Origin of the sequence: Streptomyces davaonensis JCM 4913 (assembly GCF_000349325.1) — a bacterium.
Lineage (GTDB): Bacteria > Actinomycetota > Actinomycetes > Streptomycetales > Streptomycetaceae > Streptomyces > Streptomyces davaonensis.
In genome coordinates, this window is the sequence record NC_020504.1 from 26,076 (window position 1) to 48,530 (window position 22,455).

Annotated in this window: 20 protein-coding genes and 2 pseudogenes; 7 read left to right on the forward strand and 15 right to left on the reverse strand. The window is 69.3% G+C overall.

Going from position 1 to position 22,455, the window contains the following annotated elements:
* Nucleotides 1-30 precede the first annotated feature (30 nt).
* The gene (locus BN159_RS00135; RefSeq protein WP_015654815.1) at nt 31-756 is read left to right on the forward strand and encodes a hypothetical protein; all 726 of its coding nucleotides are present in this window, start codon (nt 31-33) and stop codon (nt 754-756) included.
* A 571-nt stretch (nt 757-1,327) separates the two neighbouring features.
* Nucleotides 1,328-2,239 carry a replication-relaxation family protein gene (locus BN159_RS00140; RefSeq protein ID WP_015654816.1) on the forward strand — a complete coding sequence of 304 codons (912 nt, stop codon included), beginning with the start codon at nt 1,328-1,330 and terminating at the stop codon, nt 2,237-2,239.
* A gap of 9 nt (nt 2,240-2,248) precedes the next feature.
* On the opposite strand, the pseudogene BN159_RS00145 reads toward BN159_RS00140, so the two are convergent.
* A pseudogene (locus BN159_RS00145) lies at nt 2,249-3,690 on the reverse strand (NF041680 family putative transposase).
* A gap of 124 nt (nt 3,691-3,814) precedes the next feature.
* Between BN159_RS00145 and BN159_RS00150 the strand changes: the two are divergent.
* Complete coding sequence (locus tag BN159_RS00150; protein WP_015654819.1) at nt 3,815-4,708, forward strand: LysR family transcriptional regulator; 894 nt, start codon at nt 3,815-3,817, stop codon at nt 4,706-4,708.
* Between the two features lie 133 nt (nt 4,709-4,841).
* Here the strand turns inward: BN159_RS00150 and BN159_RS00155 are convergent, their stop codons facing one another.
* Nucleotides 4,842-5,975 carry an FAD-dependent oxidoreductase gene (locus BN159_RS00155; RefSeq protein ID WP_015654820.1) on the reverse strand — a complete coding sequence of 378 codons (1,134 nt, stop codon included), beginning with the start codon at nt 5,973-5,975 and terminating at the stop codon, nt 4,842-4,844.
* 111 nt (nt 5,976-6,086) lie between these two features.
* Between BN159_RS00155 and BN159_RS00160 the strand changes: the two genes are divergently transcribed.
* Nucleotides 6,087-6,815, forward strand: a complete 729-nt coding sequence (locus tag BN159_RS00160) for a TetR/AcrR family transcriptional regulator C-terminal domain-containing protein (protein ID WP_015654821.1) — start codon at nt 6,087-6,089, stop codon at nt 6,813-6,815.
* A 372-nt stretch (nt 6,816-7,187) separates the two neighbouring features.
* On the opposite strand, the pseudogene BN159_RS00165 reads toward BN159_RS00160, so the two are convergent.
* Nucleotides 7,188-7,736: pseudogene (locus BN159_RS00165) on the reverse strand (transposase); the annotation flags it as partial.
* A 726-nt stretch (nt 7,737-8,462) separates the two neighbouring features.
* Between BN159_RS00165 and BN159_RS45565 the strand changes: the two are divergent.
* Nucleotides 8,463-9,383 (forward strand): hypothetical protein, encoded by a 921-nt coding sequence (locus BN159_RS45565; protein WP_157901044.1) that lies wholly within the window; start codon nt 8,463-8,465, stop codon nt 9,381-9,383.
* Between the two features lie 41 nt (nt 9,384-9,424).
* Here the strand turns inward: BN159_RS45565 and tgmC are convergent, their stop codons facing one another.
* The 8 genes from tgmC to BN159_RS00215 all read right to left on the reverse strand — a co-directional run bounded on the left by tgmC (nt 9,425) and on the right by BN159_RS00215 (nt 15,724).
* Nucleotides 9,425-10,594, reverse strand: a complete 1,170-nt coding sequence (gene tgmC / locus BN159_RS00180; protein WP_015654825.1) for an ATP-grasp peptide maturase system methyltransferase — start codon at nt 10,592-10,594, stop codon at nt 9,425-9,427.
* Nucleotides 10,591-11,550 carry an ATP-grasp ribosomal peptide maturase gene (gene tgmB / locus BN159_RS00185; protein ID WP_015654826.1) on the reverse strand — a complete coding sequence of 320 codons (960 nt, stop codon included), beginning with the start codon at nt 11,548-11,550 and terminating at the stop codon, nt 10,591-10,593. Before tgmB ends, tgmC begins: the two co-directional genes overlap by 4 nt.
* Before the next feature lie 3 nt (nt 11,551-11,553).
* Complete coding sequence (gene tgmA, locus BN159_RS00190) at nt 11,554-11,808, reverse strand: putative ATP-grasp-modified RiPP (RefSeq protein ID WP_015654827.1); 255 nt, start codon at nt 11,806-11,808, stop codon at nt 11,554-11,556.
* 130 nt (nt 11,809-11,938) lie between these two features.
* Nucleotides 11,939-13,216, reverse strand: a complete 1,278-nt coding sequence (locus BN159_RS00195) for a M20 family metallopeptidase (protein WP_015654828.1) — start codon at nt 13,214-13,216, stop codon at nt 11,939-11,941.
* 16 nt (nt 13,217-13,232) lie between these two features.
* Nucleotides 13,233-14,012: a helix-turn-helix domain-containing protein gene (locus tag BN159_RS00200; RefSeq protein ID WP_015654829.1), complete on the reverse strand. Its 780-nt coding sequence runs from the start codon at nt 14,010-14,012 to the stop codon at nt 13,233-13,235.
* Nucleotides 14,013-14,323: 311 nt separating this feature from the next.
* Entirely contained in the window at nt 14,324-14,701 is a 378-nt protein-coding gene (locus BN159_RS00205) for a hypothetical protein (RefSeq protein WP_015654830.1), read from the reverse strand.
* A complete protein-coding gene (locus BN159_RS00210; RefSeq protein WP_015654831.1) occupies nt 14,701-14,940 on the reverse strand; it encodes a hypothetical protein in 240 nt (79 codons plus the stop codon). The genes BN159_RS00205 and BN159_RS00210 overlap by 1 nt, the downstream gene beginning before the upstream one ends.
* A gap of 19 nt (nt 14,941-14,959) precedes the next feature.
* Nucleotides 14,960-15,724: a helicase associated domain-containing protein gene (locus BN159_RS00215; RefSeq protein ID WP_015654832.1), complete on the reverse strand. Its 765-nt coding sequence runs from the start codon at nt 15,722-15,724 to the stop codon at nt 14,960-14,962.
* Between the two features lie 440 nt (nt 15,725-16,164).
* Between BN159_RS00215 and BN159_RS00220 the strand changes: the two genes are divergently transcribed.
* Nucleotides 16,165-17,286: an IS630 family transposase gene (locus BN159_RS00220; RefSeq protein ID WP_408055014.1), complete on the forward strand. Its 1,122-nt coding sequence runs from the start codon at nt 16,165-16,167 to the stop codon at nt 17,284-17,286.
* Between the two features lie 99 nt (nt 17,287-17,385).
* Here the strand turns inward: BN159_RS00220 and BN159_RS00225 are convergent, their stop codons facing one another.
* Nucleotides 17,386-18,663, reverse strand: a complete 1,278-nt coding sequence (locus BN159_RS00225) for an IS701 family transposase (protein WP_078598719.1) — start codon at nt 18,661-18,663, stop codon at nt 17,386-17,388.
* Between the two features lie 101 nt (nt 18,664-18,764).
* On the opposite strand from BN159_RS00225, the gene BN159_RS00230 reads away from it, so the two are divergent.
* Nucleotides 18,765-20,102 carry an IS630 family transposase gene (locus BN159_RS00230; protein WP_015654835.1) on the forward strand — a complete coding sequence of 446 codons (1,338 nt, stop codon included), beginning with the start codon at nt 18,765-18,767 and terminating at the stop codon, nt 20,100-20,102.
* Nucleotides 20,103-20,118: 16 nt separating this feature from the next.
* Here BN159_RS00230 and BN159_RS00235 read toward each other — a convergent pair whose 3' ends face one another.
* The 3 genes from BN159_RS00235 to BN159_RS00245 form a co-directional block, all read right to left on the reverse strand.
* On the reverse strand, nt 20,119-20,787 hold the full coding sequence (locus tag BN159_RS00235) for a hypothetical protein (RefSeq protein ID WP_193384267.1): 669 nt from the start codon (nt 20,785-20,787) through the stop codon (nt 20,119-20,121).
* Nucleotides 20,788-21,137: 350 nt separating this feature from the next.
* Nucleotides 21,138-22,055, reverse strand: a complete 918-nt coding sequence (locus BN159_RS00240; RefSeq protein WP_015654837.1) for an IS3 family transposase — start codon at nt 22,053-22,055, stop codon at nt 21,138-21,140.
* Nucleotides 22,052-22,306: a transposase gene (locus tag BN159_RS00245; RefSeq protein ID WP_015654838.1), complete on the reverse strand. Its 255-nt coding sequence runs from the start codon at nt 22,304-22,306 to the stop codon at nt 22,052-22,054. Before BN159_RS00245 ends, BN159_RS00240 begins: the two co-directional genes overlap by 4 nt.
* Between the last annotated feature and the right edge of the window lie 149 nt (nt 22,307-22,455).

Here is a 22,455-nt window from a genome sequence, read left to right on the forward strand (position 1 = left end):
CGCACTGCTGAGAGAACGGACGGTTCCGCCATGGCCTCGCGCCGTGAGCCTCGCCTGGCCGACGCTGCCGAGATCGCCGCCGAGCACGGCCTCACCCCCGCGCGGATCAGCCAGTTCTCCACCGCGCGCACCCAGAACGCGGCAGGCACAGCATTCCCCGAGCCTGTCGGCAAGCGCGGCCGCGCCCGCCTGTGGGACCACGCGGAAGTCACCGCATGGTTCGCCCACCGCGCGCCGGCACGGCTCACCGAACACACACCGCCCTTGCTCGACCCGGAGACGCTGCTGAACGCCGCGGACGCCTCCCGCTACCTCGGCTACAAGAACACCAACCAGGTCAGCACCTTCGTACGTGACCACCCCGGCTACTTCCCCGAACCGGACGTCGTCGAGGAGATGGGCACAGCCGAGAGCCCTTACCGTCGGCAGCTGTGGAAGGTGGCGACCCTCAAGGAGTGGATGGCCACCCGGCCCGGCCGCGGAAGGCGCGCCGGCACCAAGCCGGCACCGCCGCTGCCCGACGTTCCCGCCGACGGTGATCCCGATGAGCTGCTGGGGGCGAGCCAGGCGGCCGCGCTGCTGGGCTACAAGAGCATCAACTCTTTCTCCAGCGCCCTCGCCCAAGGCAACCTCCCCCTGCTGAAAACCACCGACGGGATCGCCGCAAACGCCGGACGCCAGAACGGACGCCGCCGCTGGACACGCCGACGCATCCTCCAGCAGGCCGCCCAGCGGTCCAGTGGTACCCGGCGATAAACGGACCACCGCCCCCCTGTCAACGCGGCCCCCGGTTTGGGGAGTTGGCCCCTTGCGGACCGGGTACCGCACGATGCCCGGCACGGCGCGGCCCGCCACCCCACCCCGCAGCAACACCCGCTGCCGCGAACCGCCCAGCCCGCCCCACAGCGCACCACAAACAGCAGCAAGTGCACAGACCAGCTGCGCAGCAGGTGCGCAGACCGGCTGCGCAGTCTGCGTATCTCGGCTGCGCAGCCGGTCTGCGCAGTCCCCGTGCGCACCGGCTCCGCACTCACCCCGCGTGCGCACTGCGCAGGTCCGCAGCACGCTCTGCGCCAAACACCCCGGACATCCTGCCGTGCTGTCTCCGCCTGCGCGCCAGGACGGGCTGGGTGCAGGACGGCACGTGAGCGCCGGCCCGGACGGCGGGTGCCGGACGTGACACCCCCCAGCGCGCAGCCGGGCACATGGTCGGCCCGTGGTGGGGCCAACCACGGGGCCCGACCACGCACTTCGTGTCCCCATCGTGACCCTGGTCGGGGCCTCATGGTCGCCCGCCTGGTCGAGGGCCGCAGGTTGCCTCCCTGCCATGACCCCCTCCCCCGATACTCCCGCCACCGAGCCGGCCCCCAGCCCCGCCGAACCCCTGCGCCTACAGGTCCTGACCGCACTCGCCCTGCACCGCATGGCCACCACCGGCCAACTCCGCCTCATGCTCCGCCCGGGCAGCCCCCGCCAGCTCATCTCCCGCGTCCTGAACACACTGCGCACCACCGGCCACACCGACCGCACCGTGCTGCCCCACCCCGGCCGGCCACGGACCCACGCCTGGTACCTCACCCCCCACGGCGCACGCCTGACCCGCGACCTCCCCGCCCTGCGGGGACGGCCCCCGTACCCCATCACCTCCACCACCGCAGCATCCCTGAAAACCGCGCACACCCTCACCGTCGTCCGCACCCACCTCACCTTCGCGCAAGACGCCCGCCTGCACGGACACGAACACGGCCCCTACGACTGGACCCCCGAAACAGCCCACCCCATCGGCGAAGGCGAACGCCTCGTCGCCGACGCCCTCATGCACTACACACTCGTCGGCCATCAGCAGCGCACCAAGCTCCGCGCGTTCATCGAAGTCGACCGCACCACCATGAGCAGCGAACGCCTCGCCACCAAACTCATCGACTACGCACGCCTCTTCCACCACGAAGCACAGCCCCCCGGCCGCCGCCGCCCGACGACGACCGGCCCGGCCTGGCTGCGCTGGTACCCCCTCTTCCCCCGCATCCTCTTCATCCTCACCGCAGCCTCCCGGCCCCGGCTGGAAGGCCGCATCAGCGACCTCCAAGCGATGGCCGCCCAGCACCCCCTCGCCGCCACCCTCGCCAACGAAGTCCCCCTCGCAGCAGCCATCCTCGAAGACCTCGAACAACACAGCCCCACCGCACCCGTATGGACCCCACTCACCGGAGGCAACCCCCGCGCGTGGACCGAACTGTAAGCTTGTCGTTTAACGATCGACGTTGACTCTCCGTGGTTTCGTGCCGACGTTGTGATGGGCGGGGCGGCTGTATGCCTCGCCGGTCGCAAGGACACGGCCCACGTCGTGACGGGTGACCGGACGGCGGTTCTTCGAACCAAGTGGTCTTCCTGGTCCGGGCGTTGAGGGTTTTGGTGCACGGGCCGGAGAGCCCGTCTTCGTGCGCAGGTTCCTGAACCCCCGCCGGACGCGCGCGGGGGTGAGTCTGTTCGGCTCGGCCGGCTTCTCCCAGGGCCTGCGGAGGTCGGTGGCCAGTGGCCGGGCAAGCCGGAGCTGGGCATAAGCGGCAATCACCAGCCAGGCCCACCGGTCGGCCGCATCCGAACTGCGAAGCCGGGGCTTGGTCCAGCCGAGCGTCTGCTTGAGTAGTCGGAACGTGTGCTCCAGGTCGAAACGCCGGAGGAAGGACCGCCAGCAGCGGTCGACGTCCGCCGCGCTGGCTCCGGTGCCCGACCACCACAGCCAGACCGGCTTGTTCACCCCGCCGGACGGTAACTTCTCCACAGCGAGGCGGATGACGGTGCCTTCGATGAGGGGCAGCGGTCCGTCGTACTCGATCCAGGCCGCCCGCCGGGTGAGCCTTGGGTGCAGCCGGTCCCATGCCCGCGCGGTCGCCTTGCCGTAGAGGCGGGTGTCGGTGACCGTCACGGCCTGCTCGACACCCCAGGTGGAGGGATCGCCGAAGACGAACTCGCCACCATGCTTGGGTGGCCGGCCGCCCAGGGGGTTGGCCAGGGCGAACTCGTTGCGGGAGGGGGCCGGACGCCGCATCACCCTGTCTCAACGGAGGCGACCGAGGATCTCGACGGGCAGCTCGGCCAGCAGGTGGGCGATGCGGGGCGCGTCGTATCCGGCGTCCAGCACGACCAGGACGTGCTGTCGCCTGGCCTCCACTGGCCAGCGGCGACGAGCCGCTCGACGACCTCGCGGAGCTGGATGGTGGTCACCGCGGCGACGTCGGCGCCGGGCTCCAGGCGGACTGCGTCCAACACCGCCGTCCATGATGTGCGGCCCGTCTCCAGCGCGGCCACGATCGAGTACGGCCAGCCGGGCACCATCTGATGCTTGCCCTCACCTCACCCGAAGGTGTGGCAAAAGGCCCGGTCAGGCCAGGTGTTGGCGTCCGGCCGCAGCCACGGCGAGACGTCTGCGGCCAGCACGATCCGACCGTCCGCAGCTCTCGGAAGCAGCGCCGAGACCAGAGCGCGACACAGCCGGGCGACGTCGATCTGCCCCTGGTTGAGACCGGCGTAAAGGGCTCCGTGCCCGCGGCGGTGTCCCGGGGCGAGCGCCAGGTCGACGAGCGACCGCACCGGCCCATCCGTGCACAGCAGCGCGTCGCACAACTCGAACAACGCGTCGCCCCGCACAGTCATACAGGCATGGACCTCGCTCCGGAAGCGGGACAGCATGTCCACTCCTTTGGTCCGCGAGCCATGCTGTGCCGTGCCCACTTGATGGCCTCCTTGATGATCAACAGTATGCAGCCCGGTCATTAACTTCAAATGCATGTAAAGCACGGCTAGGATTACTCGCATGCAATTGGATTTGAACCTGCTCGCTGCGCTCGACGCGCTGCTGGAGGAGGGCAGTGTGGCCGGGGCTGCCGCACGCCTGCATGTCACCGCCCCCGCGATGAGCCGGAGCCTGGGCCGAATCCGGCGCACGACCGGGGATCAGATCCTGGTGCGCACCGGCCGCACGATGACCCCGACGCCGTATGCGATCGCCGTCCGGGAACAGGTTCACGAGCTGCTGCACCAGGTCCAAGGGGTGCTGGCACCGAGCCGTGAACTCGATCTGGCAACGTTGGAGCGCACCTTCACACTCCGCTGGCACGACTCCCTGGTCACCTTGAGCGGCCCCGCACTGCTCGCGGCCGTGCGTGAAGAGGCGCCGGGCGTGCGATTGCGCTTCGTCGCGGAATCGAGCATCGACACCCCCGAGTTGCGGCGCGGCGAGGTCGACCTGGAGGCGAACGCCAACCGCCCGAGCGCACCGGACATCCGTGCCGAGAACGTGGGCGAGAGTCGCCTCGTCATCGTCGTGCGGCAGGGACACCCCCTCACCCGCATCAGGACCGTCACCGCAAAGCGGTACGCCGAAGCTGAGCACGTCACCGTCTCGCGGCGCGGAAACCTCAGCAACGCCCTCGACGACACCCTCACGCGGCTCGGCCTCACCCGCCGCGTGGTGGCTACCGCGCCCACGGAAGCGGCCGCGCTGGAGTTCGCGCGCGACTCCGATCTCCTGATCAGCGTCCCCGAAGCCACCACGCGCTCCGCGGTCGCCGACCTCGGCCTGGCCGTGCTCCCCCTCCCGCTCGACCTGCCGTCAGCACCGATATACCTGTCATGGCATCAGCGCTACGACACCGACCACGCCCACGCCTGGCTGCGCGGACTGGCGCGAACCGCGCTGGCCATGTGAGGAGCGTCGTATTCGGCGCCGTCCGGCCGCTTCACCCCTTCAACGTCAGCAGCGGCTTGTCCGTGCGGGTGCTGGCCGTGGGGGCGGCCAGACCGACGCCTGCGGCTCACGATCGCGGATCTGTGGGCCCTGCTCACTCGGTCGGCTCTTGGCCGGTGAGCAGGTTGAGCAAGCCGGCGGGGGCGTTGTCGCCGAAGATGAGCTGGTGGTTCTTGTCGGATTCGGCGGCGAACCGGGCGCTGCGGGAAAAGAGCGCCTGCTCGTACTCCGCAAGGGCGGCTTCGATGTCGTCCGGGTGTGCGGCGATGGCTTTGCCGAGTTCGGCGCCGTCGAACATGGCGAGGTTGGCGCCCTCCCCGGCGAACGGTGACATGAGGTGGGCGGCGTCGCCCAGCAGCGTCACTCCGGGAACGCGGTCCCACCGGTGGCCGATCGGCAGGGCGCTGATCGGGCGCGGGGCGAGGGCGGTTTCCCCGTCAGTGATGAGTGCGGTGAGTTCAGGCGCCCATCCGGTGAATTCGGCCGCGACCTGGGCCGCCGCCGTTTCGGGACTGGCGAGGATGGCGGCGATCCATTCCTGCGGCTTGGTGAGCGCGACGTAAGTGTGAAGAACGGCGTGGGCCTCTCGATGGCCAAGGATCCCCTTGCCGGCCGTGACGGCAAACAGGGAACCGTCGCCGGTGGCCTTGGCCGCTGCGGGGTGGCGTTGGTCGGCGTCGTACAGGTAGGTCTCGATGAACGACGTGCCGACGTACTCGGGCTTCGCGTTGGAGAGCAGCGGCCGGACCCTCGACCAGGCGCCGTCCGCGCCCACGAGGAGGCTGGTCGTCACGGTCGGCCCGTCGGCGAACGTCAGCTCGTGCCTTCCGTCTCCGAGGGGGCGGACACTGGTGACCTTGTGTCCCCACTGGATCATCTCGCCGGGCAGCGAGTTGATCAGGATCCGACGCAGGTCTCCGCGGAGCACCTCGGGGCGCCCGCCCGTGCCGTCGTCGGGCTGGTCAAGCAGGACCGCGCCGTGCTGGTCGAGCACGCGCACGGCCTCGCCGCCTTCGTGGATGATCGCGCGGAACTCGTCGGTGAGGCCAGCCGCTTCGAGGGCGAGCTGCCCGTTGTACTCGTGGATGTCGAGCTGGCCGCCCTGCGTGCGGGTGTCCGCCGATGTCTCGGCTTCGTAGATGGTCGCGGGGATGCCGTGCAGGTGCAGGACCCGGGCGAGGGTCAGGCCGCCGAGCCCGGCGCCGATGATGGTGACGTGAGTGTTCATGGTGGTTTCCCTTTCGGCTGGACACGCTCTACTCGGGTACAGTGTTCGCAGTAATGGTGCCACGATAGCACTACTGCGAACAGTGGGCGCAGTAGTGAGGAGGGAAACCCGATGGACGACGCTCACACGGTGGTCTGGAACCGGCCGGAGCGGGCCGCGAAAGGCCCCGCACCCTCACGCACCCGGGCGGAGATCACCGCCGCCGCCATCGCGATCGCCGACGCCGAGGGCATCGACACACTGTCCATGCGGCGCGTCGCCAAGGAACTGGGAACGGGCACAGCCTCGCTCTACCGTTACCTGGCGTCCAAAGACGACCTGCTCGACCTCATGCTCGACGCCGTAGCGGCCGAAGACGGCGGCCCGCCTGCCCCCACCGGCGACTGGCGCGGCGACTTGCGGACACTGGCCTATCGCTCCCGGGCCACCATCCACCGGCATCCCTGGATGACCTCCCTCGCGGCAGGGCGCCCATCACTTGGACCGAACTCCCTCGATGCCACCGAACACGCACTCGCCGCCCTCGATCCCCTCGGCTTCGACATCGACGTCATGATCATCGTCGTCGATACGCTGCATGCCTTCGTCCGCGGCTACGCCATCGGCGAACTCGCCCAACAGGAAGCCGTCCGACGCTCCGGAGTCGGCAACCAGGAATGGATGGACGCCCATGCGCCCTACCTCGACAAAGTCATCAAGGCCGGGCGCCATCCACTCCTCGCCCAGGTCATTCGTGATGCCGAGCTTCCCCACGCGGCCGACAGGGCCGAGCGCGGTTTCGAACTGGGGCTCGAACGACTTCTCGACGGATGGGAGGCCAACCTCCCCGTCCGACCCTGACGATTCGACAGCGTCAACTGGGGGGCATCGGGGAACTCCGCACCCGGGCGCCGGCTCCGCGCGCTGGACCCCCGACACAGCGCGATTCCCACGAGCCAGCATCAGAGAACGATCACGGTGACTAGCTCCGTGCACCACACCTGTTGCATCCGCTACAGTGCTCCGGATAGCCCCTGAGCTGCGGAAATTCCACCCGCACACTCGCGGCGCCCCGGAGAAACCTCGGTGATTTTGACTGCTCGGGCGAGGACATCGAGCGCGACTGGGTGCAGCGCACCGGCTGTTGGAGCCACATCACCCGGGTACTGCTCACCTACGACCAGATCCGCACGTACGCCCTGCCCGCGGCCGAGGGCAAGCAGGGTGATCCGCGTGGACGTTGATGATGCGGCCGCCCTCGCGGACCTTCTGGGTCAGCGCGTCCACCCGGACGAACGAGTAAAGCCCTTGGTCCAGGGGCCGGTTGCGGAAGGCGGCGACCTGTTCGTCCAGGTGCTTCGCCATCGCGCTGACCTGGGACTTCGACAGCTGGGTGACGCCCAGGGACTCGGCGAGCTTCTCGACCCGGCGGGTGGAGACGCCCAGCAGGTAGGCGGTGGCGACCACGCTGATGAGGGCCTGCTCGGCTCGCCGGCGTCGCTCCAGCAGCCAGTGCGGGAAGTAACTGCCCTGCCGCAGCTTGGGGATGGCCAGTTCGACCGTGCCCGCCCTCGTGTCCCACTCGCGCGGGCGGTAGCCGTTGCGGTGGTTGACGCGTTCGTCGCTGACCTGCCCGTATTCGGCGTTGCAGAGGGCGTCGGCCTCTGCGGACATGAGCGCGTCGGCGAACGTTTTGACCATCGCGCGCAGCAGATCCGGACTCGCCGCAGCGAGGTTGTCTTCCGTGAGGGCGTGCAGGGGCACACTGTCAGGTGCGGTCATCATGCTGATCTCCTTCGAGGCTTCGACACTTCGAAGATCAGCCGGTGGCCGTTCATCTATGCGGGCACCATCCCGATGCCGGAGCAAACCCCCGGAACAGGTCGAACCCGTACACCACTTCCAAGGACGCAACCCTGTGTTCGGCGACCTACGTGCGGGCGGCCCGCCGCGCCTGCAATTCCTGGGTGCACAGCACGCAGGGAGGGTTCCCACCACGGTACGCCCTCTGCGAGGGACAGCCGCGGCTCGCCGGCTATCTGGCCAGATATACGATCACGGGTTTCCAGAATCTATTGCTGGTTGGGACGCCGCCCGGGACCGAGAAGGGACAGAGCATCATCGTCCAAAGGAGCGCATCTGCATGAGCGTGCCCGAGCCCCGCCGCTTCTCGGGGGTTTCCACCGTCGTCTTCTTCTCTCGCTGCATGGCGACCCCGCCATGCGAGTGCCCCCGGTTCCCGGCGGTGGCGGACGCCGACCCAGTCGTGTCGATCGTCGCGGTTGACGACGGCGCCCGCCTGGTCCGAGCCGGGGCCCCGCCGAGGCCCACCACGGAGGTGCAGCCCGCGGAACTGGTGGGCCTGGTGGTGAGCAGCCGGGACTACCTGGTCGGTGCCGAGCCGGGCCTCGTGGACGAGGTGGCCGCCCGCGCGCTCGTGCTGCCCCGTGGCGACCGGTGGCGCGAAGCGCTGGGGACCGCACTGCTCGGAAAGTGGAGCGATCCGCTGTGGGACACCGGGCACTTGCCACTGACCGCCGTCTCGGCGGCGCCTTCGAAGTCCGGGCGGGCGCAGGTGCCGTCGGGGGCGGCGAGATGCCGCCCCAGCCCGAGGCAGTGCGCCGGGAGTCCGCGCAGCTGCAGCTCTACATCGAGGACCTGGAGGTGGTGCAGCGCCACTGCGAGCAGTACTTCCCCGTCCCCGACGAGCTCGCCCCGGACGAACGGATCGTTTTGCGTATCGCGCGTCTGCTCGTCGAAGGGCACTGCGTGGTCTCCCCGTTCCTGCCCCGGGCGCGTGTCACCCTCAGCGGCCAGGACTCCCCCGCCGTGCGCGCCCTGCTCAGCGGCGCACCGCATGCCCTGCAGTTGCGGTGCGACGAGTTCGCCGTCCTGCTCGCCGGACGGCGCCTGGATCTGGGCCCGGTGGTCTCCTTCCACCCCCGGGTTGCCGCCGAACACGACAGCGACGTCGAGGCTCTGGCGGCTCTCAACGCCGGGCGCAGCGACGGTCACGAAGTGACCGTACGGCCCGTTGACGGAGAGCGGTTCCGGCTGCTGCTGCAGCGCTCCGCCACCGGACCCGATCCGCTTCCCGTGCCGCTGGGACTGCCCGGCTCCCCGAACCCCGGTGAACAAGGCCACCGGCAGCCGCATGACGCAGCTACCGGGGCGCAGCGTCGAAGAGCGCAGCGACCAGACGCACGTCCTCATCGCCCGGCCTCACACACCTGGGCCAAGGTGAGAACCCGCAGCGCGGGCCGGCTCGGCCGGCCGGCCTCACCCGGGCATAGCGGGCAACAAGGCCTCGCCGTCAGAGCACTGGTGCGCCCGCTGGGTCGCCGCGAACGTGCCGACGCGGTCCGCCTTGATCGGGCAGTCGATCCGGTCGAAGCGCAGTGGGAGAACCGAGGCTCCCTCCCGGCGTAAGGTCACGGTGCCCGCACAGTTCCAGCGGCGGACCACCTCCATCAGAGAACATGGTGCTGCCAGCGGAGTGCCGGGTGACCTTCGATCCAGTAGGTGTGGGCCTCCTGCGTGATGTGCAGCTGCACGGCGGTGATGTCGGGGCTTCCGGCGTCCTGCCATGTGGTGAGCGCCTGTTCGATCGTGTCCCACAGAGGCAGCGGGCCGCCCTGGCGTACCGTCCAGGCATCCTCCTTCTCCAGGAACGACGCGAACGACTCGCGCTCCGGATCGAAGAGGTACAGCAGACGGCTCCCCTGTGCGGACGTGGCGCGGGTGAAGTGCGCTCCGGGAGCGGCGAGTTGCGCGAGGAAGGCGGGCATCCACTCCGCCAGAAGTGCGGGAGACACCTTGGTCTCCCGCTCGCTGTCGGCGTAGGCGGTGCGGGCGGACAGGTCACCGGTGATCGGTACTTCTGCCTGGGAGCGGGCCTGCATGAACGAGGAGCGGCCGGTGATCCTGCCCTGGGCGGTGCCGTCGTCGTGGACCGTGACCTTGGCGAGTCCGGTGCCGTAGTGCCAGTTCCCGCCGACCGTGGCGAGAACGGTGCCGCCCGGTGTGGTCTGGCGGATCCAGGTGTAGGGGATGCGGCGCACGGCGCAGGTGGCGATGACGCGGTCGTACGGTGCGCGGCGGGGATAGCCGAGGAGACCGTCCCCGGTGACGGTCCAGGTCGAGTAGCCGGCCGTCTCCAGCGCGGCGTCCGCGCGGGTTGCGACCGCGGGGTCCACTTCGACTGTGGTCACGTTGTCCTCGTCCAGGCGGTGGCACAGGAGGGCGGTGGAGTATCCGGTGCCCGTACCGATCTCCAGTACCTGATGCCCGTCCTGCACCTGAAGCTTCTCGAGCATGTCGACCACGGTGACCGGGGTGGTGGACGATGACGTCGGGGAACCCTCGACGAGGTCGCTGACCTCGTCGGCGGTGAGATGCCCGTCGAGCTGCGTGGTCAAAGACTCGTCGCGGTAGGCGATCTGCACCCACTCATCCGGGGCTGCTCCCAGCGCTGCGACCGGGCGCCACCGGCCTCCTTCTGCGGGCAGGAACACGCCCGGGTGCAGGAACAGCTCCCGGGGCACTGCTTCCACCGCTGCCCGCCACCGGGGGCTGACGAGGACGCCCGCCGCGGTCAGGCGGGCAGCGAGGGCTCGTCGGTGGGGGGCGGTGTCGGTCATCGGACAGCTCCTTGCGTCAGCAGTTCGGCGAATGCGGCGGACATGGCCAGGCCGGTGGATTCCTCCAGCCACCCCCACTGCCCGTTCGGGTTCAGCTCCAGCCACCACAGGCCATCCGTCTCGTCCACGGCAAGATCGAAGCTCCCCGAGACCAGCGCGAAGTGGTCCAGGTAGGCCAACAGCGCCTTCTCCATGCGGTCGGGCAGGTCCACGACGCTGTAGGAGAGCGCCGAGTAGTCCTTGCGCCAGTCCAGCATCCCGGACTCGATCCGCACGGCGAACACCTGGCGGCCCACCACCAGCACACGGAGGTCGGCCGCCTTGTCCACGACAGCCTGGAACAGGTGCGGCGTCACGCGCACGCTCTCGTCGAGTTCGGATGCCGTGACCGGGTCGGCCCACCCCGTGACGGGAACACCGTCACGCTGGTAAGGCGTCCAGCGAAGCGTCTTGAAGATCACCTGATCGTGCTGGGCGGCGAACCGCCGGGCCTCGGCCGGGTCGTTCGTCACCAGCGTCGGCGGCACGGTGAGCCCGAGACGCCGGGCAACGGCGAGCTGGGCGGGCTTGTAGTCGGCGGCGGCGTTGCGCAGCGGGTGGTTCACCCAGAGCGGTCCGTCGAGGGCGTAGAGGATGCCGCCGAGGCCGTAGCGGACCTGTGCCGCCGCGAAACGTGCGTCATCGGCGCCGAGGTGCTCGAAGGCGGGCCACACCGGCCGGCGCCAGTACACCGACCGCACCGCGGTCAGGTCGACGGTCCGCGACGGTGTCCGTGCCTGCCCGGTCACCGGGGCCGGGCCGGTGCCGAACCATGCGGATACCGTCAGGTCCGGGCCGATATCAGCGGGGTTGAACCTGACCACCGGTACGCTCCGGCGGTTCAGCTGAGCGATCACCATGTCGGCGGTGAGATCATCCGTCTCGGTGGCCACGAGCACCGGCTTCTCATCGGTCACCGGTCAGTCCTGCTCCGAGTCCTGGTCGTGCCCCTCGTCAGGCGCGGAGTCCGAGTTCGTCTTGGTCGTCGTCTCGGTGCCCGTGCTGGTGCCGTGCTTGCCCATGTCGATCACCTGGCTGGCGTGATCCAGGTAGACGCCGAGCTGGGTGTCGGGGTCGATCACGACCGATGCGTGGGGGCGGCGGGTGACGGTCGGGTACGGGCCAAGTCGGCCGGCGCCCCAGGGACGTTCCGCGGCCTGGACTGCGGTGGGCATCGTGCCTCCTTGATGACGGTCCGCCGCGGCGCGGCTGCCTTCACCGGTGGACGTTGGGCGGGTGATGTGCTCGGCCATGAGGGAAGCCCCTCGTCCTCGGCGGTACCCGGGGAAGGTGCTGCCTTCTATGTCACTGTGGGCGGGGTTCCTTTCCCAGAGCCGCAGTTGGGCACTTGCTGGGAGCGCAGGTGGGAGGAATCTGGGACGCGGCTGGGATGCCTGTCTCCAGCAGGCCGAGCACGGCACGCTGGTAGACCGCGTACACCGTGGGAAGTTCCGCGAGGTGGGCGCGCTCATCGATGCCGTGGAGCCCTTCGTAGGGCACACCGAAGCCGGCCGTTGCCGGGATGCCCTCGCCGGCCAGCAGGTTGCCGATGTTCGAGGGTCCCGCGGTCTTCGTCCGGACCGCGAGCCCTGCCTCGGCGGCAGCGTCCAGCAGGGCCGCGACCGGCTGTTCGGTGTCGGTGAGCCGGAACGGCGGCCACGTCGCGACCAGGGTGATTGCGGTCGGGCACGGGGCGGGCGAGGCGGCATCCAGTTCGGCGACGGCCTTGCGGATGAGGGTCTCGGCGTCCTGGGCGTCGAATCCGGGCGTGGTGCGAATGTCGACGTTGAGGTCGCACCGGTCGGGGGTGGTGGAAAAGCCCTGGCCGCCGTGGCAGGCAGTGACCGACACCTTCGCAGGCAGCGGGAACTGCGAGCCGTCTTCCACCCCGGGCAGTTCGGCCGCGTCGAGGAGGCGCACCAGGTGCGCGGCGCGGGAGATCGCGCCGATCACGGTCTTGCTGGATCCGGAGTGTCCCGAGGGAGCGTGCACGGTGAGGACTGCCCTCCACAGGCCCCGCCCGCCGACGACCACCTCGTCCATGCCGGGGTAGCCGATCATCACTCCGGCAGGCCGGGCCGCGGCCTCGTCGGCCAGGCAGGCGCGGGCGCCGCCGAAGTTGCCGGTGTGCTCATCGACATCCAGGAGCACGGCGAGCCCGCCGCTCAGCTCCACCGCCCGGGGGGCGAGGTCTGCGGCGATGTGGCAGAACATCGCCGCGGCCAGCTTGGAGTCAGCCGCGCCTCGTCCCAGCAGCCAGCCGTCCACGATGTCGCCCGAGGCCGGCGGGAACGACCAGGCCGCCTCGTCGCCGTAGGGGGCGGTGTCCACGCAGGCATCCAGCGTCCACCACTTCCCCGGCCGTCCTCCGGGAATCTCCACCAGCAGCCCCACCAGGGCCCCCGCGTCGCCGTGCAAGCGCCGGTGCGGCAGACCGCGAGCGGCGAGCCATTCCTCCAGCACCCCAAGGACGGGCCCGTAGTCATCGATCCCGGCCCGGCTCGGCTGCCGGATCAGGGCCTGGGCCAGTGCGACCACCGACGCCGTTCGGGCCTCGTCGGGCTGCTGAAGGTTCGTGCTCACGCCTCTCCCCACCACGTCAGTTGTGCCGCACCGGCAGCGCTCGCACGGCGTCGGGGGTCTCCACCGGCCGTGCAGAAGCGCACGCTTCCCGTCCATGGTGGACCAGGCCCACCGCCGCCTCCCGGCCGAGCAGGACACCGCAGTCGAAGCCGTCGGCCCCGTGGAAGGACGGCAGCGGCACCACCGCCGCCCTCTCCGAGGCGACGAAGAACCTCTCCAGCGCCTCGGTCTGCTCCACCACCCCGATGTGCAGTGTTTTGACACCGTTACGGCGAGCGGCCGGATCACGCAGTTCCAGCAGCCGCAGCAGGTGATCGGAGAGCGCCCGGTGCCGGGGCGGCCCGTACAGCACCCGGTAGTGGACCAGATCCGGGTGCTGGGCGACCACTGTCTCGATCGCCCCCAGATACGCCTTCTCCCTCGACCGCGACCCGCTGACCACCAGCTGCTCGCGCGCCCCGGTGGCGACATCGGCCATGGCCTGTACCAGGTCCGCCCAGCGGGTCAGCACGTTGACCACGACGGCCGTCCCGGAGGTCTCCAGCACGCTGGCCGCCGCCCCGTCCTGGTGAGCGAAGAGCACCTGCGGGCGCTCCCGGTACAACTGGCACAGGCCCGCACGATTCCGCTTGCCCGTGCGGCGCCGCCCGGACTCCCATGCGCTCATCAGGCTCGCGTCCGTCGCGCCCCCGGTGAGCGCGTTCAACGCGTCCGCCGCCTCTTCCAGCGTCATGTTCAGCGCGAGCCGGGCCCGCTTGAGCGCCGAGTCCGAACCGGTGGCCGCAGCCACGAACACCGCCCCCTCCCTGTCGCGGTACGTGTCGGTCGTGAGGGCAATATTCCCCGCCCGGGGACTGCGGCGGCACCTCAAACAGATCCTCACCGCCGCCGCCATCCAGAGCACACCGCGACGCCGGGCAGGGGCGGCTTCGTCGTTCCAGCTGATGGAGCGCTTCGGGTTCCGGGCGGGCGCTGCTCGAACAGTCGTGCCGGCACGGTTTCTCCGGAGGACGCCTCGAGTCTGCGACCGGGCACGTCAGCGCACGGGCCGGGGCCCCTGCGCGAGCGGTACGGCTCCCGGCGAGGCGGTGGCGGGCCAGGCGGGCGTCAGGTGGCGGTGGGCCAGGTCCGCAGCAGAGCGGCGATCTTCCCGGCGGTGCAGGCGGGGTCGAGGAGCAGGTCCTTGAGGGCGATGGCGTCCTCACGGCCGGGCTTGACGGTAATCCCGGCGGCTTCGAGGTACATGACGCCCGAGGCGGCGGCGACGGCCATGTTGGAGCGCTCCAGCCAGCGGCACCGGCCCAGTGTGTGCACCAGGGCGGCGGCTTTGGCGTAGGGGCCGTCATAGACGGGCTGCTCGAACAGCTCGGCCCGGTGGCGGGCCACCGCCGAGACGGGAACGCCGTAGTCGTCGGGGGCCGGATCGTCTGCCCCGGCAGACTCGGCAACCTGCAGGATCCAGGGAACGTCGATGTGCAGTTCCATCAGGCCGCGCGCGCTCCCCCAGGCGTCTGCTGGGCATCCTCTGCCTCGTCGAAGACCACCTGGTGTTCGGCCAGGAAGCGGGCTGCCGCGTCCACCGCACGGGCGCGCAAGCCACTGGCATCATCCTGTACCAGCCGGGCAAGGTAGTCCCCGATGCTCAATCCCAGGTCGGCGGCGCGCTTCCTGGCGAGTTCGGCAACGTCCTCGTCCACGCGCGCGCCCAGCTGTGTCTTCGCCATACCAGCATGGTAACAGCTGTTACCACAGCGTGGGGGCGACGGCAGCGGGAGCGGCGGTCTCGTCCGTCCAGTCGCCGTCGAAGAGGGCAGCGACCAGGCTCACGTGCTCGTCGGGAAGTTCACCGGCGCGGTGCTTGGTGCGGGCCTTGGCGAGCCAGAATCCGATCCTGACCGTGTCGCCGTCGACGCGGATCTCCTCGCGGGCGGTGGGGGCGCGGCCTTCGCGGTGGAGGAAGAGTTCCAGCAGCTGGACGGTCTGCTCGAAGGTGCGGCGGGTGCGGCGGGTGCGGTGGGCGGGGGCGAGAGGGTTGGTGTCGGGGGTCAGGCCGAGGGCGGTCATCAGGTGGTGCTGGCCGGGGTGGAGGGCGTGCCCGGTGGCCAGTTGGTGGTGGAGCCAGGAGTCGATCTTCACCCCGGCGAGGAGGGTGTCGCGGGTGAGCGCGGCGGCCGGGTCGGCGCCGGATGCGAGGTGGGCGCGCAGCAGGTGGTATTTGCGGTGCCAGTCCGCGCCGTGCGGGAGGCGCCAGTCGGGGGCGAGGGCGCTCAGGGCGTCGGCGCGGGCGGCATCGAGGGTGTTCTTGGTGGCGAGGTGGCGTTGTTCGGCGAGCCAGGCGCCGACGGGGGTGGTGGCGGGGGCGGCGAGGTGGCCGTGGGTGCGCAGGCCCCGCCCACCGCACGGCGCGTCCGCAAGGTGCCGGCCGTAGCGGCTGTGCGCCCTACCGGACGGCACCCCGCAGTCAGGGCACGCTTGTGCGAGGTCCGTCTTGCCCGCGTGCGCCGCCATGTACTGGCGGACCAGCGTATGCCGGTCACCGGCGAGGGCCCGGCCGGTGACCGGGTCAGCGTCCGGGCTGATGCACTACAGGCCCGCCGCCAGGATGCGGATGAGGTGATCGGGGTGAATGGCCAGCAGTGCTGGCTGTAGATCCACATCCAACTCGGTCTCGCCGCAGCTCAAGCACAGGCCGACGGCCTCGTTGACGACGACCGGTCGACTTGTCGGTGACCGAGACGCCGTAGCCGTAGTGGCTCTGCCTCGCCAAGTGCCGTTCCTATGACTGTTTGGCCGCGAGTGATGACGGTCACATTTAGGCTGGGAGCCGCAGAGGTGGCGAACGGGGAACAGTCTCCGTATGGGCCGGTTCTTGCCAGGAGCCGGCCGTGCGCCACTACAGCTGAGATGCTCCTAGTGTCCTGCGCCAGTAGTTGATCGTTGGTTGGTGTGTGACTTCTGCTACTGGTGGGTCAGTTCCTCGTCGGGGCCCGAAGCTGGAACCATTACTGCTGTCCGATGACGAGCGGGCGGCGTTGGAGCGGTGGACGCGTCGGGCGACGTCGGCCCAGGCGCTGGCCCTGCGGGCGCGGATTGTGCTGGCGTGTGCGGGGCCGGAGGTGCCGCCGATTGTCGCGGTTGCCCGGGATCTGCGGGTGAGTGCGGACACCGTCCGCAAGTGGCGGCGGCGCTTCCTTTCCGAGCGGCTGGACGGTCTGGCTGACGAGCCGAGGCCGGGTCGGCCGCCCACCATCAGCGTGGATCAGGTGGAGGCGGTGGTGGTCACCACGCTGGAACAGCTGCCGAAGAACGCCACGCACTGGTCCAGGAAATCGATGGCCGAGCACAGTGGTCTGTCGAAGTCGACGGTGGGCCGGATCTGGCGGCAGTTCCAGCTCAAGCCGCATCTGGCGGACACCTTCAAACTGTCGACCGACCCGTTGTTCGTGGAGAAGGTCTACGACGTCGTGGGCCTGTACTTCAACCCGCCCGAAGGGGCGGTGGTCCTCTCGGTGGACGAGAAGTCACAGATCCAGGCGCTGGACCGGTCCCAGCCGGTACTGCCGATAATGCCGGGCATGCCCGAGCGGCGCACCCACGACTACGTCCGCAACGGCCTGACCACCTTGTTCGCCGCGTTCGACGTCGCTACCGGCGAGGTCATCACGGCCCTGCACCGTCGGCACCGGGCTGTGGAGTTCAAGAAGTTCCTGATCCGGATCGACAAGGAGGTACCCGCACACCTGCAGGTCCATCTCATCGTGGACAACTACGGAACCCACAAGACACCCGCGATCAAGGCATGGCTGGCCAAACACCCGCGGTTCGAGCTGCACTTCACCCCGACCAGCTCTTCCTGGATCAACCAGGTCGAGCGGTGGTTCGGCTACCTCGCTCACCAGATGATCCGCCGCGGAGCACACAAGAACATCCAGGCCCTGGAAGCCGACATCCGGGCCTGGGTCAAGGACTGGAATGAACACCCGACACCGTTCATCTGGACCAAGACAGCCGAGGAGATCCTCGATTCCATCGCCCGGTTCTGCCGACGGATCTCTGGCGCAGGACACTAGTAGGACTCCGTTAGGTTGCTCTGGCTCTTGGGTTCGGGCTGGTGGTGGATGTTCTGGGCAGGGGGCGGTGGCAGGTGGTGCAGGTGCCGGTCCAGCAGTTCAGCAGGTCCTGGATGGCGTCGAGGATCTGGTAGAGGGTGAGTCCGCTGTATCGGCTTTTGGGGCCAAGCGCTGTTCGGTGAGGAACGCGTGGGCGGCGGTGACCAGGGTGACGTGGTGATGCCATCCGGTCCAGGAACGGCCCTCGAAGTGGTCCAGGCCGAGGCCGTGCTTGAGTTCCCGGTAGTCGTGCTCGATGCGCCAGCGGATCTTGGCCAGGCGGACCAGTTCAGCCGCCGGGATACCGGCGGGCAGGCTGGACAGCCAGTAGCCGGTGGGTGCTTCGGCGCCTTCGGGCCATTCGGCCAGCAGCGTGACCTCGGGCAGGACACCGTCCCACAAGCCCTCCCGCGCGGTGGCGGCGGCCTGGGCCAGACGACGGGCCCGGATGCCGGCCGGCCGCACTCGCAGTGCCACAAAGTGCGAGCGCATCGGTCCGCGGGAGCCTTCGCGCCAGGTCACCTCGGTGAACGCCTGCCGTCCGCGGCTTGCGGCCAACGCGGCCACCGGCAACGGCTTGTCCCGGTAGCGGGGCTGCGGCTTGCGGCCGTTGCCCGACCAGGGCGGGGCGACCGGCTCGGCGTCGTGCGGATGGACGGTCACATCCGAGCTGACGGCGACGACATAGCCGATGCCCCGGCCATCCAGGCCGTCGCGGAAGTCGGCGTTCTGCCCGTAGCCGGCGTCAGCCACCAGCACCGGCGGCACCAGACCCCACCCGGCCAGCTCGTCGATGGTGTCCAGGGCCAGGCGCCACTTCTCCCGGTGCCCGACCTCCGGCGGTATCCCGGTCTTCTGCCGCCGTCCGGGATCGTCGGCCCACTCCTCGGGCATGAACAGCCGCCACTGCAGCGGACAGGACGCGGGGTCGGAGACCGCGTGCACGCTCACCGCGACCTGGCAGTTGGCCCGCTTGCCCAGCGCCCCGCAGTACTGGCGCGCGACCGCCACCGACATCTTCCCGTCCTTCGGGAACGACACGTCATCGACCGCCCATGCCTCCGGGCCGATGAGCGGCACCATCCGCTCCGCGATCCGCCGCCGCACCGGCACAGGATCCCAGGTCGACTGGTTCACGAACTGCTGCAGGTTCTGCTCGTTGCCATCCGGCAGCCGCTCCGCCATCGGCTGGATCGACTTACGCCGCCCGTCCAGCATCAGCCCCCGCAGATAGCAGTCGCCCTTGGCCCGCTGGTCCTTGCGCGGCACCGACGCGAACACATCCGCCACGAATAACGCCAACTTCACCCGAGCCCGGTTCACTTCATGTGCGTCCACACACCCACCATGCCCCTGAACACGGCCGGCAGACAGACCTAACGGAGCACTACTAGTGTGATGCGCCGGAAATTGCGGACTTAAGTCTGTAGGCTGTTTTCATGGCGTCTCGGGGTCCTCGTGCTGTCGAAGTCGTGCTGTCCGTCGAGGAGCGTGCGGAGTTGGCACGTTGGGCGGGCGGCGCGGTCTCGGCTCGTGTGGCGGAGCGGGCCCGGATCGTTCTGGCCTGTGCGGACGGGGCGTCAAACACCGCTGTGGCAGCGGGCTTCGGGGTGAGTACGGAGACGGTGCGCAAGTGGCGCTCGCGGTTCGTGGCCGGGCGGATGGCGGGCCTGGTGGACGAGCCCCGGTCGGGTCGGCGCAAGCCGGAGTTGGTGCTGTCCGAGGCCGAGCGGGCGGAGTTGACGCGCTGGGCGCGGCGGGCGAAGACCGCGCAGTTCCTGGCGCTGCGGGCAAGGATCGTGCTGCGGTGCGCGGAAGGCGGGACGAACAAGGAGATCGCCGCCGAACTCGGTGTATCGCACGGAACGGTGAACCGCTGGCGGTCGAGGTTCATCCGCTTGCGGCTGGACGGACTGACCGATGAGCCGCGTCCCGGCCGGCCGCCCTCGATCCTGCTCGACCAGATCGAAGACGTGCTCACCGCGACCTTGGAGTCCACCCCGGGCAGAGACACGCACTGGTCGCGGGCCTCGATGGCCCAGCGTTCCGGCCTGTCGAAGTCCACGATCGGGCGGATCTGGAAGAAGTTCGACCTCAAGCCGCATCTGCAGGATGCCTTCAAGCTCTCCACCGACCCGCAGTTCGTCTCCAAGGTCGTCGATGTCGTCGGCCTGTACCACCATCCGCCCGAGAAGGCGGTGGTGTTGTGCGTGGACGAGAAGGCCCAAATCCAGGCGCTGGACCGCTCCCAGCCCGTCCTGCCGATGATGCCGGGCATGCCCGAACGTCGCACCCACGACTACTACCGGCACGGCATCACCAGCCTGTTCGCCGCGTTCAACATCGCCGACGGCACTGTCATATCGGAACTGCACCGACGCCACCGGGCCATCGAGTTCAAGAAATTCCTCACCCGGATCGACAAGGCAGTGCCCGCCGGACTCGACGTCCACCTGGTCTGCGACAACTACGCCACCCACAACACCCCCGAGATCAAGACGTGGCTGGGCAAACACCCCCGCTTCCACGTCCACTTCACCCCCACCGGCTCCTCCTGGATGAACCAGGTCGAGCGGTGGTTCGGCCTGCTGACCGACAAGCTCATCCGCCGCGGCGTCCACACCTCCGTGAAGGCACTGGAGCAAGACATCAGAGCCTGGATCGACACCTGGAACGAGAACCCACGGCCCTTCGCCTGGACCAAGACCGCCGACGAGATCCTCAACTCGCTCGCCGACTACCTCACCAAAATCAACCCACCAACCACCGATACCTGACAGGAACTTAGAGCCGTCATTTCTGGCGCATCACACTAGAGGCGCGCAGGCCATAGCCGGACAGCATCCAGTAGCCGTGCAGCAGTCTGAGTTCGGCGCGGGTGGTGCCGGTGCGGTCGTGGCGGCGCATCTCCATCTCGCCGTAGCAGAAGTCCGCCGCCCCCGGCTCGTTCTTGCTGTCCTCGAAGGCCTTGCGCAGCGCCCGGTACACCGGTGCAAGCTGCGCCGGCCCGACGTGTCCGGCGTCAAACACCGCCACGTTCCAGCCTCGGACCGCTGTCGCCTGGCTGGCGCGCCAGTGGTGTTCTTCGGCGAGGGTGCGGCGTTGGGTGAACCGTATGGGGTGCTGGCGGCGCCAGTGCGTGTGGGGCGGGGCGCTGTCGAAGGAGCAGGTGCCTTCCAGCCGTACCTGGTCCAGGTGCACGGTTCCGGCGAAGAGGCACCTCGACAAGTCGATGTCAGCGAGGACCAGATGGGCCGCGTCCACCCCGCGTAACGAGGCCATCCGTACTGCGGCGTCGGGCGCGTCGGCCAGAGCCTGTTCGTCCACCGGCTGCCCGTCTGGGAGCACGAAGGGGTTGGCCTCCGCGGCGATCGTGAGGGGGTATTCGAAGACCGCGTGGGCGAAGTCCACCGTGGCGTAGCGCAGACGCAACTCGGCCGTTGACGACCAGCGGGTTCGCAAGCACTCCAGGCGGCGCGCGGCGAACGAGAGGTTCGCCGGGCCGCTGAACGTCGCCCCGGACAGCACAAACCGCCCAGCACACACCAAAGGCCCGAGGGTTACCAACCGCTCGAAGGCCGCCTCCTCGAACCCAGCGTCGCCCTCGAAAACTGCCGACCGGAACTGGGCGGCACCTTGGAAGGTCGCCCATCCGAATGAGGCGTGCCCCTCGAAGGTCGCCTGCCTGAACTGGCCGGTGCCCCGGAAGGCCGCCCTTACGAAGAAAACGTCCCGGAAGGTCGCCGAGGAGAACTGGGCAAGGTGCTCGAACGCCGCCGAGTGAGGTTCCCCCGGCGTGCGGGAGGTGCTGATCAGCTGGTCAGAGCGGGTTGACGGGTGTTCAGGTTCGTCGGTTCGGCCGTCGCCTGCTCGGTGTAGTGCTTCTCCTCGAACTCGATCGGACTGAGCCAGCCGAGCCGTTCCTGGATGCGCCGGCTGTTATAGAAGCCGTCGATGTACTCGAAGAGCGCGAGGTTCGCCTCGGCCATGGTCGAGAAGGTGCGACCGCGCACGCACTCCGTCTTGATCAGCATCCACAAGTTCTCGGCGAGAGCGTTGTCGTACGAGTCCCCGATGGAACCCATTGATGCTTGAACTCCCGCTCGTACCAGGCGAGTTGTGAGCTTGATAGACGTGTATTGACAGCCGTGATCGGCGTGGTGAATGAGCTTGCCGGGCTCGACCTCGCGGGACGCGAGGGCGCACTCCAGCGTGGTCAGGACCAGGTCGGCGTCCGCACGGGCGGAGGTCTCCCAGGCCACCACCCGGCGGGAGAATGCGTCGCGGATCGCGGAGAGCCACAACGGCCCCTCGCCGGTCGGGATTATCGTCAGGTCGGTGACCCACAGCCGGTTCGGCACCTTCGCGGTGAAATCCCGCTCGACCAGGTCCGGGGCGAGCGCGGCCTTCGGGTCGCGGCGCGTGAAGCCCTTCCGTCTCGGGCTCACACCCGCGATGTCGGCCTCGCGCATCAGCCGCTCGACGCGTTTGCGCCCGACGTGGACGCCTTCGCGCTTGAGGACGGCGTGCACGCGCGGTGAGCCGTAGACGCCACCGGATTCCGTGTGGATCTCCTTGATCCGCTCGGTCAGCTCGACGTCGCGGCGCTGCCGTTCGCACGGTTCACGGTCAGCGCGGCGCCACCGGTAGTAGGTGGAGGAGGGGATGTGCAGTTCCCGAAGTACGCACTCGACTCCCAGGCGGGGATGCTCGTCGACGAGCGCCGTCACCTGGGCCGGGTCGGGTCGAGTTGCGCCGCGAAAAACGCCGAGGCTGTCCGCAGTACGTCGTTGGCCCGTTTGAGCTGGACGTTCTCCTTACGCAGGGCCACCAGCTCGGCCCTCTCGTCGGTGGTGAGCCGGTCGTCGCGTTCGCCGGCGTCCGCCTCGGCCTGGCGGATCCAGCCGCGCAGGGCCTCGGGATGCACACCCCGCACCGCACGCTCACGCAACTCCAACGAGTACTTTCTGGGTGCAGCCATGGTCGATGCTCCTCTCATGAGAACCATCTGACCTCCTGTCACCACCCTCCGCATCTCGGGGGAACCTCATTTCGCGTGTCACAGCCTCACGGAACTGGACCACCCAGTCAACAGCGGGCTGTTGCTGTCTGATGGCCGGCTCGCTGTCC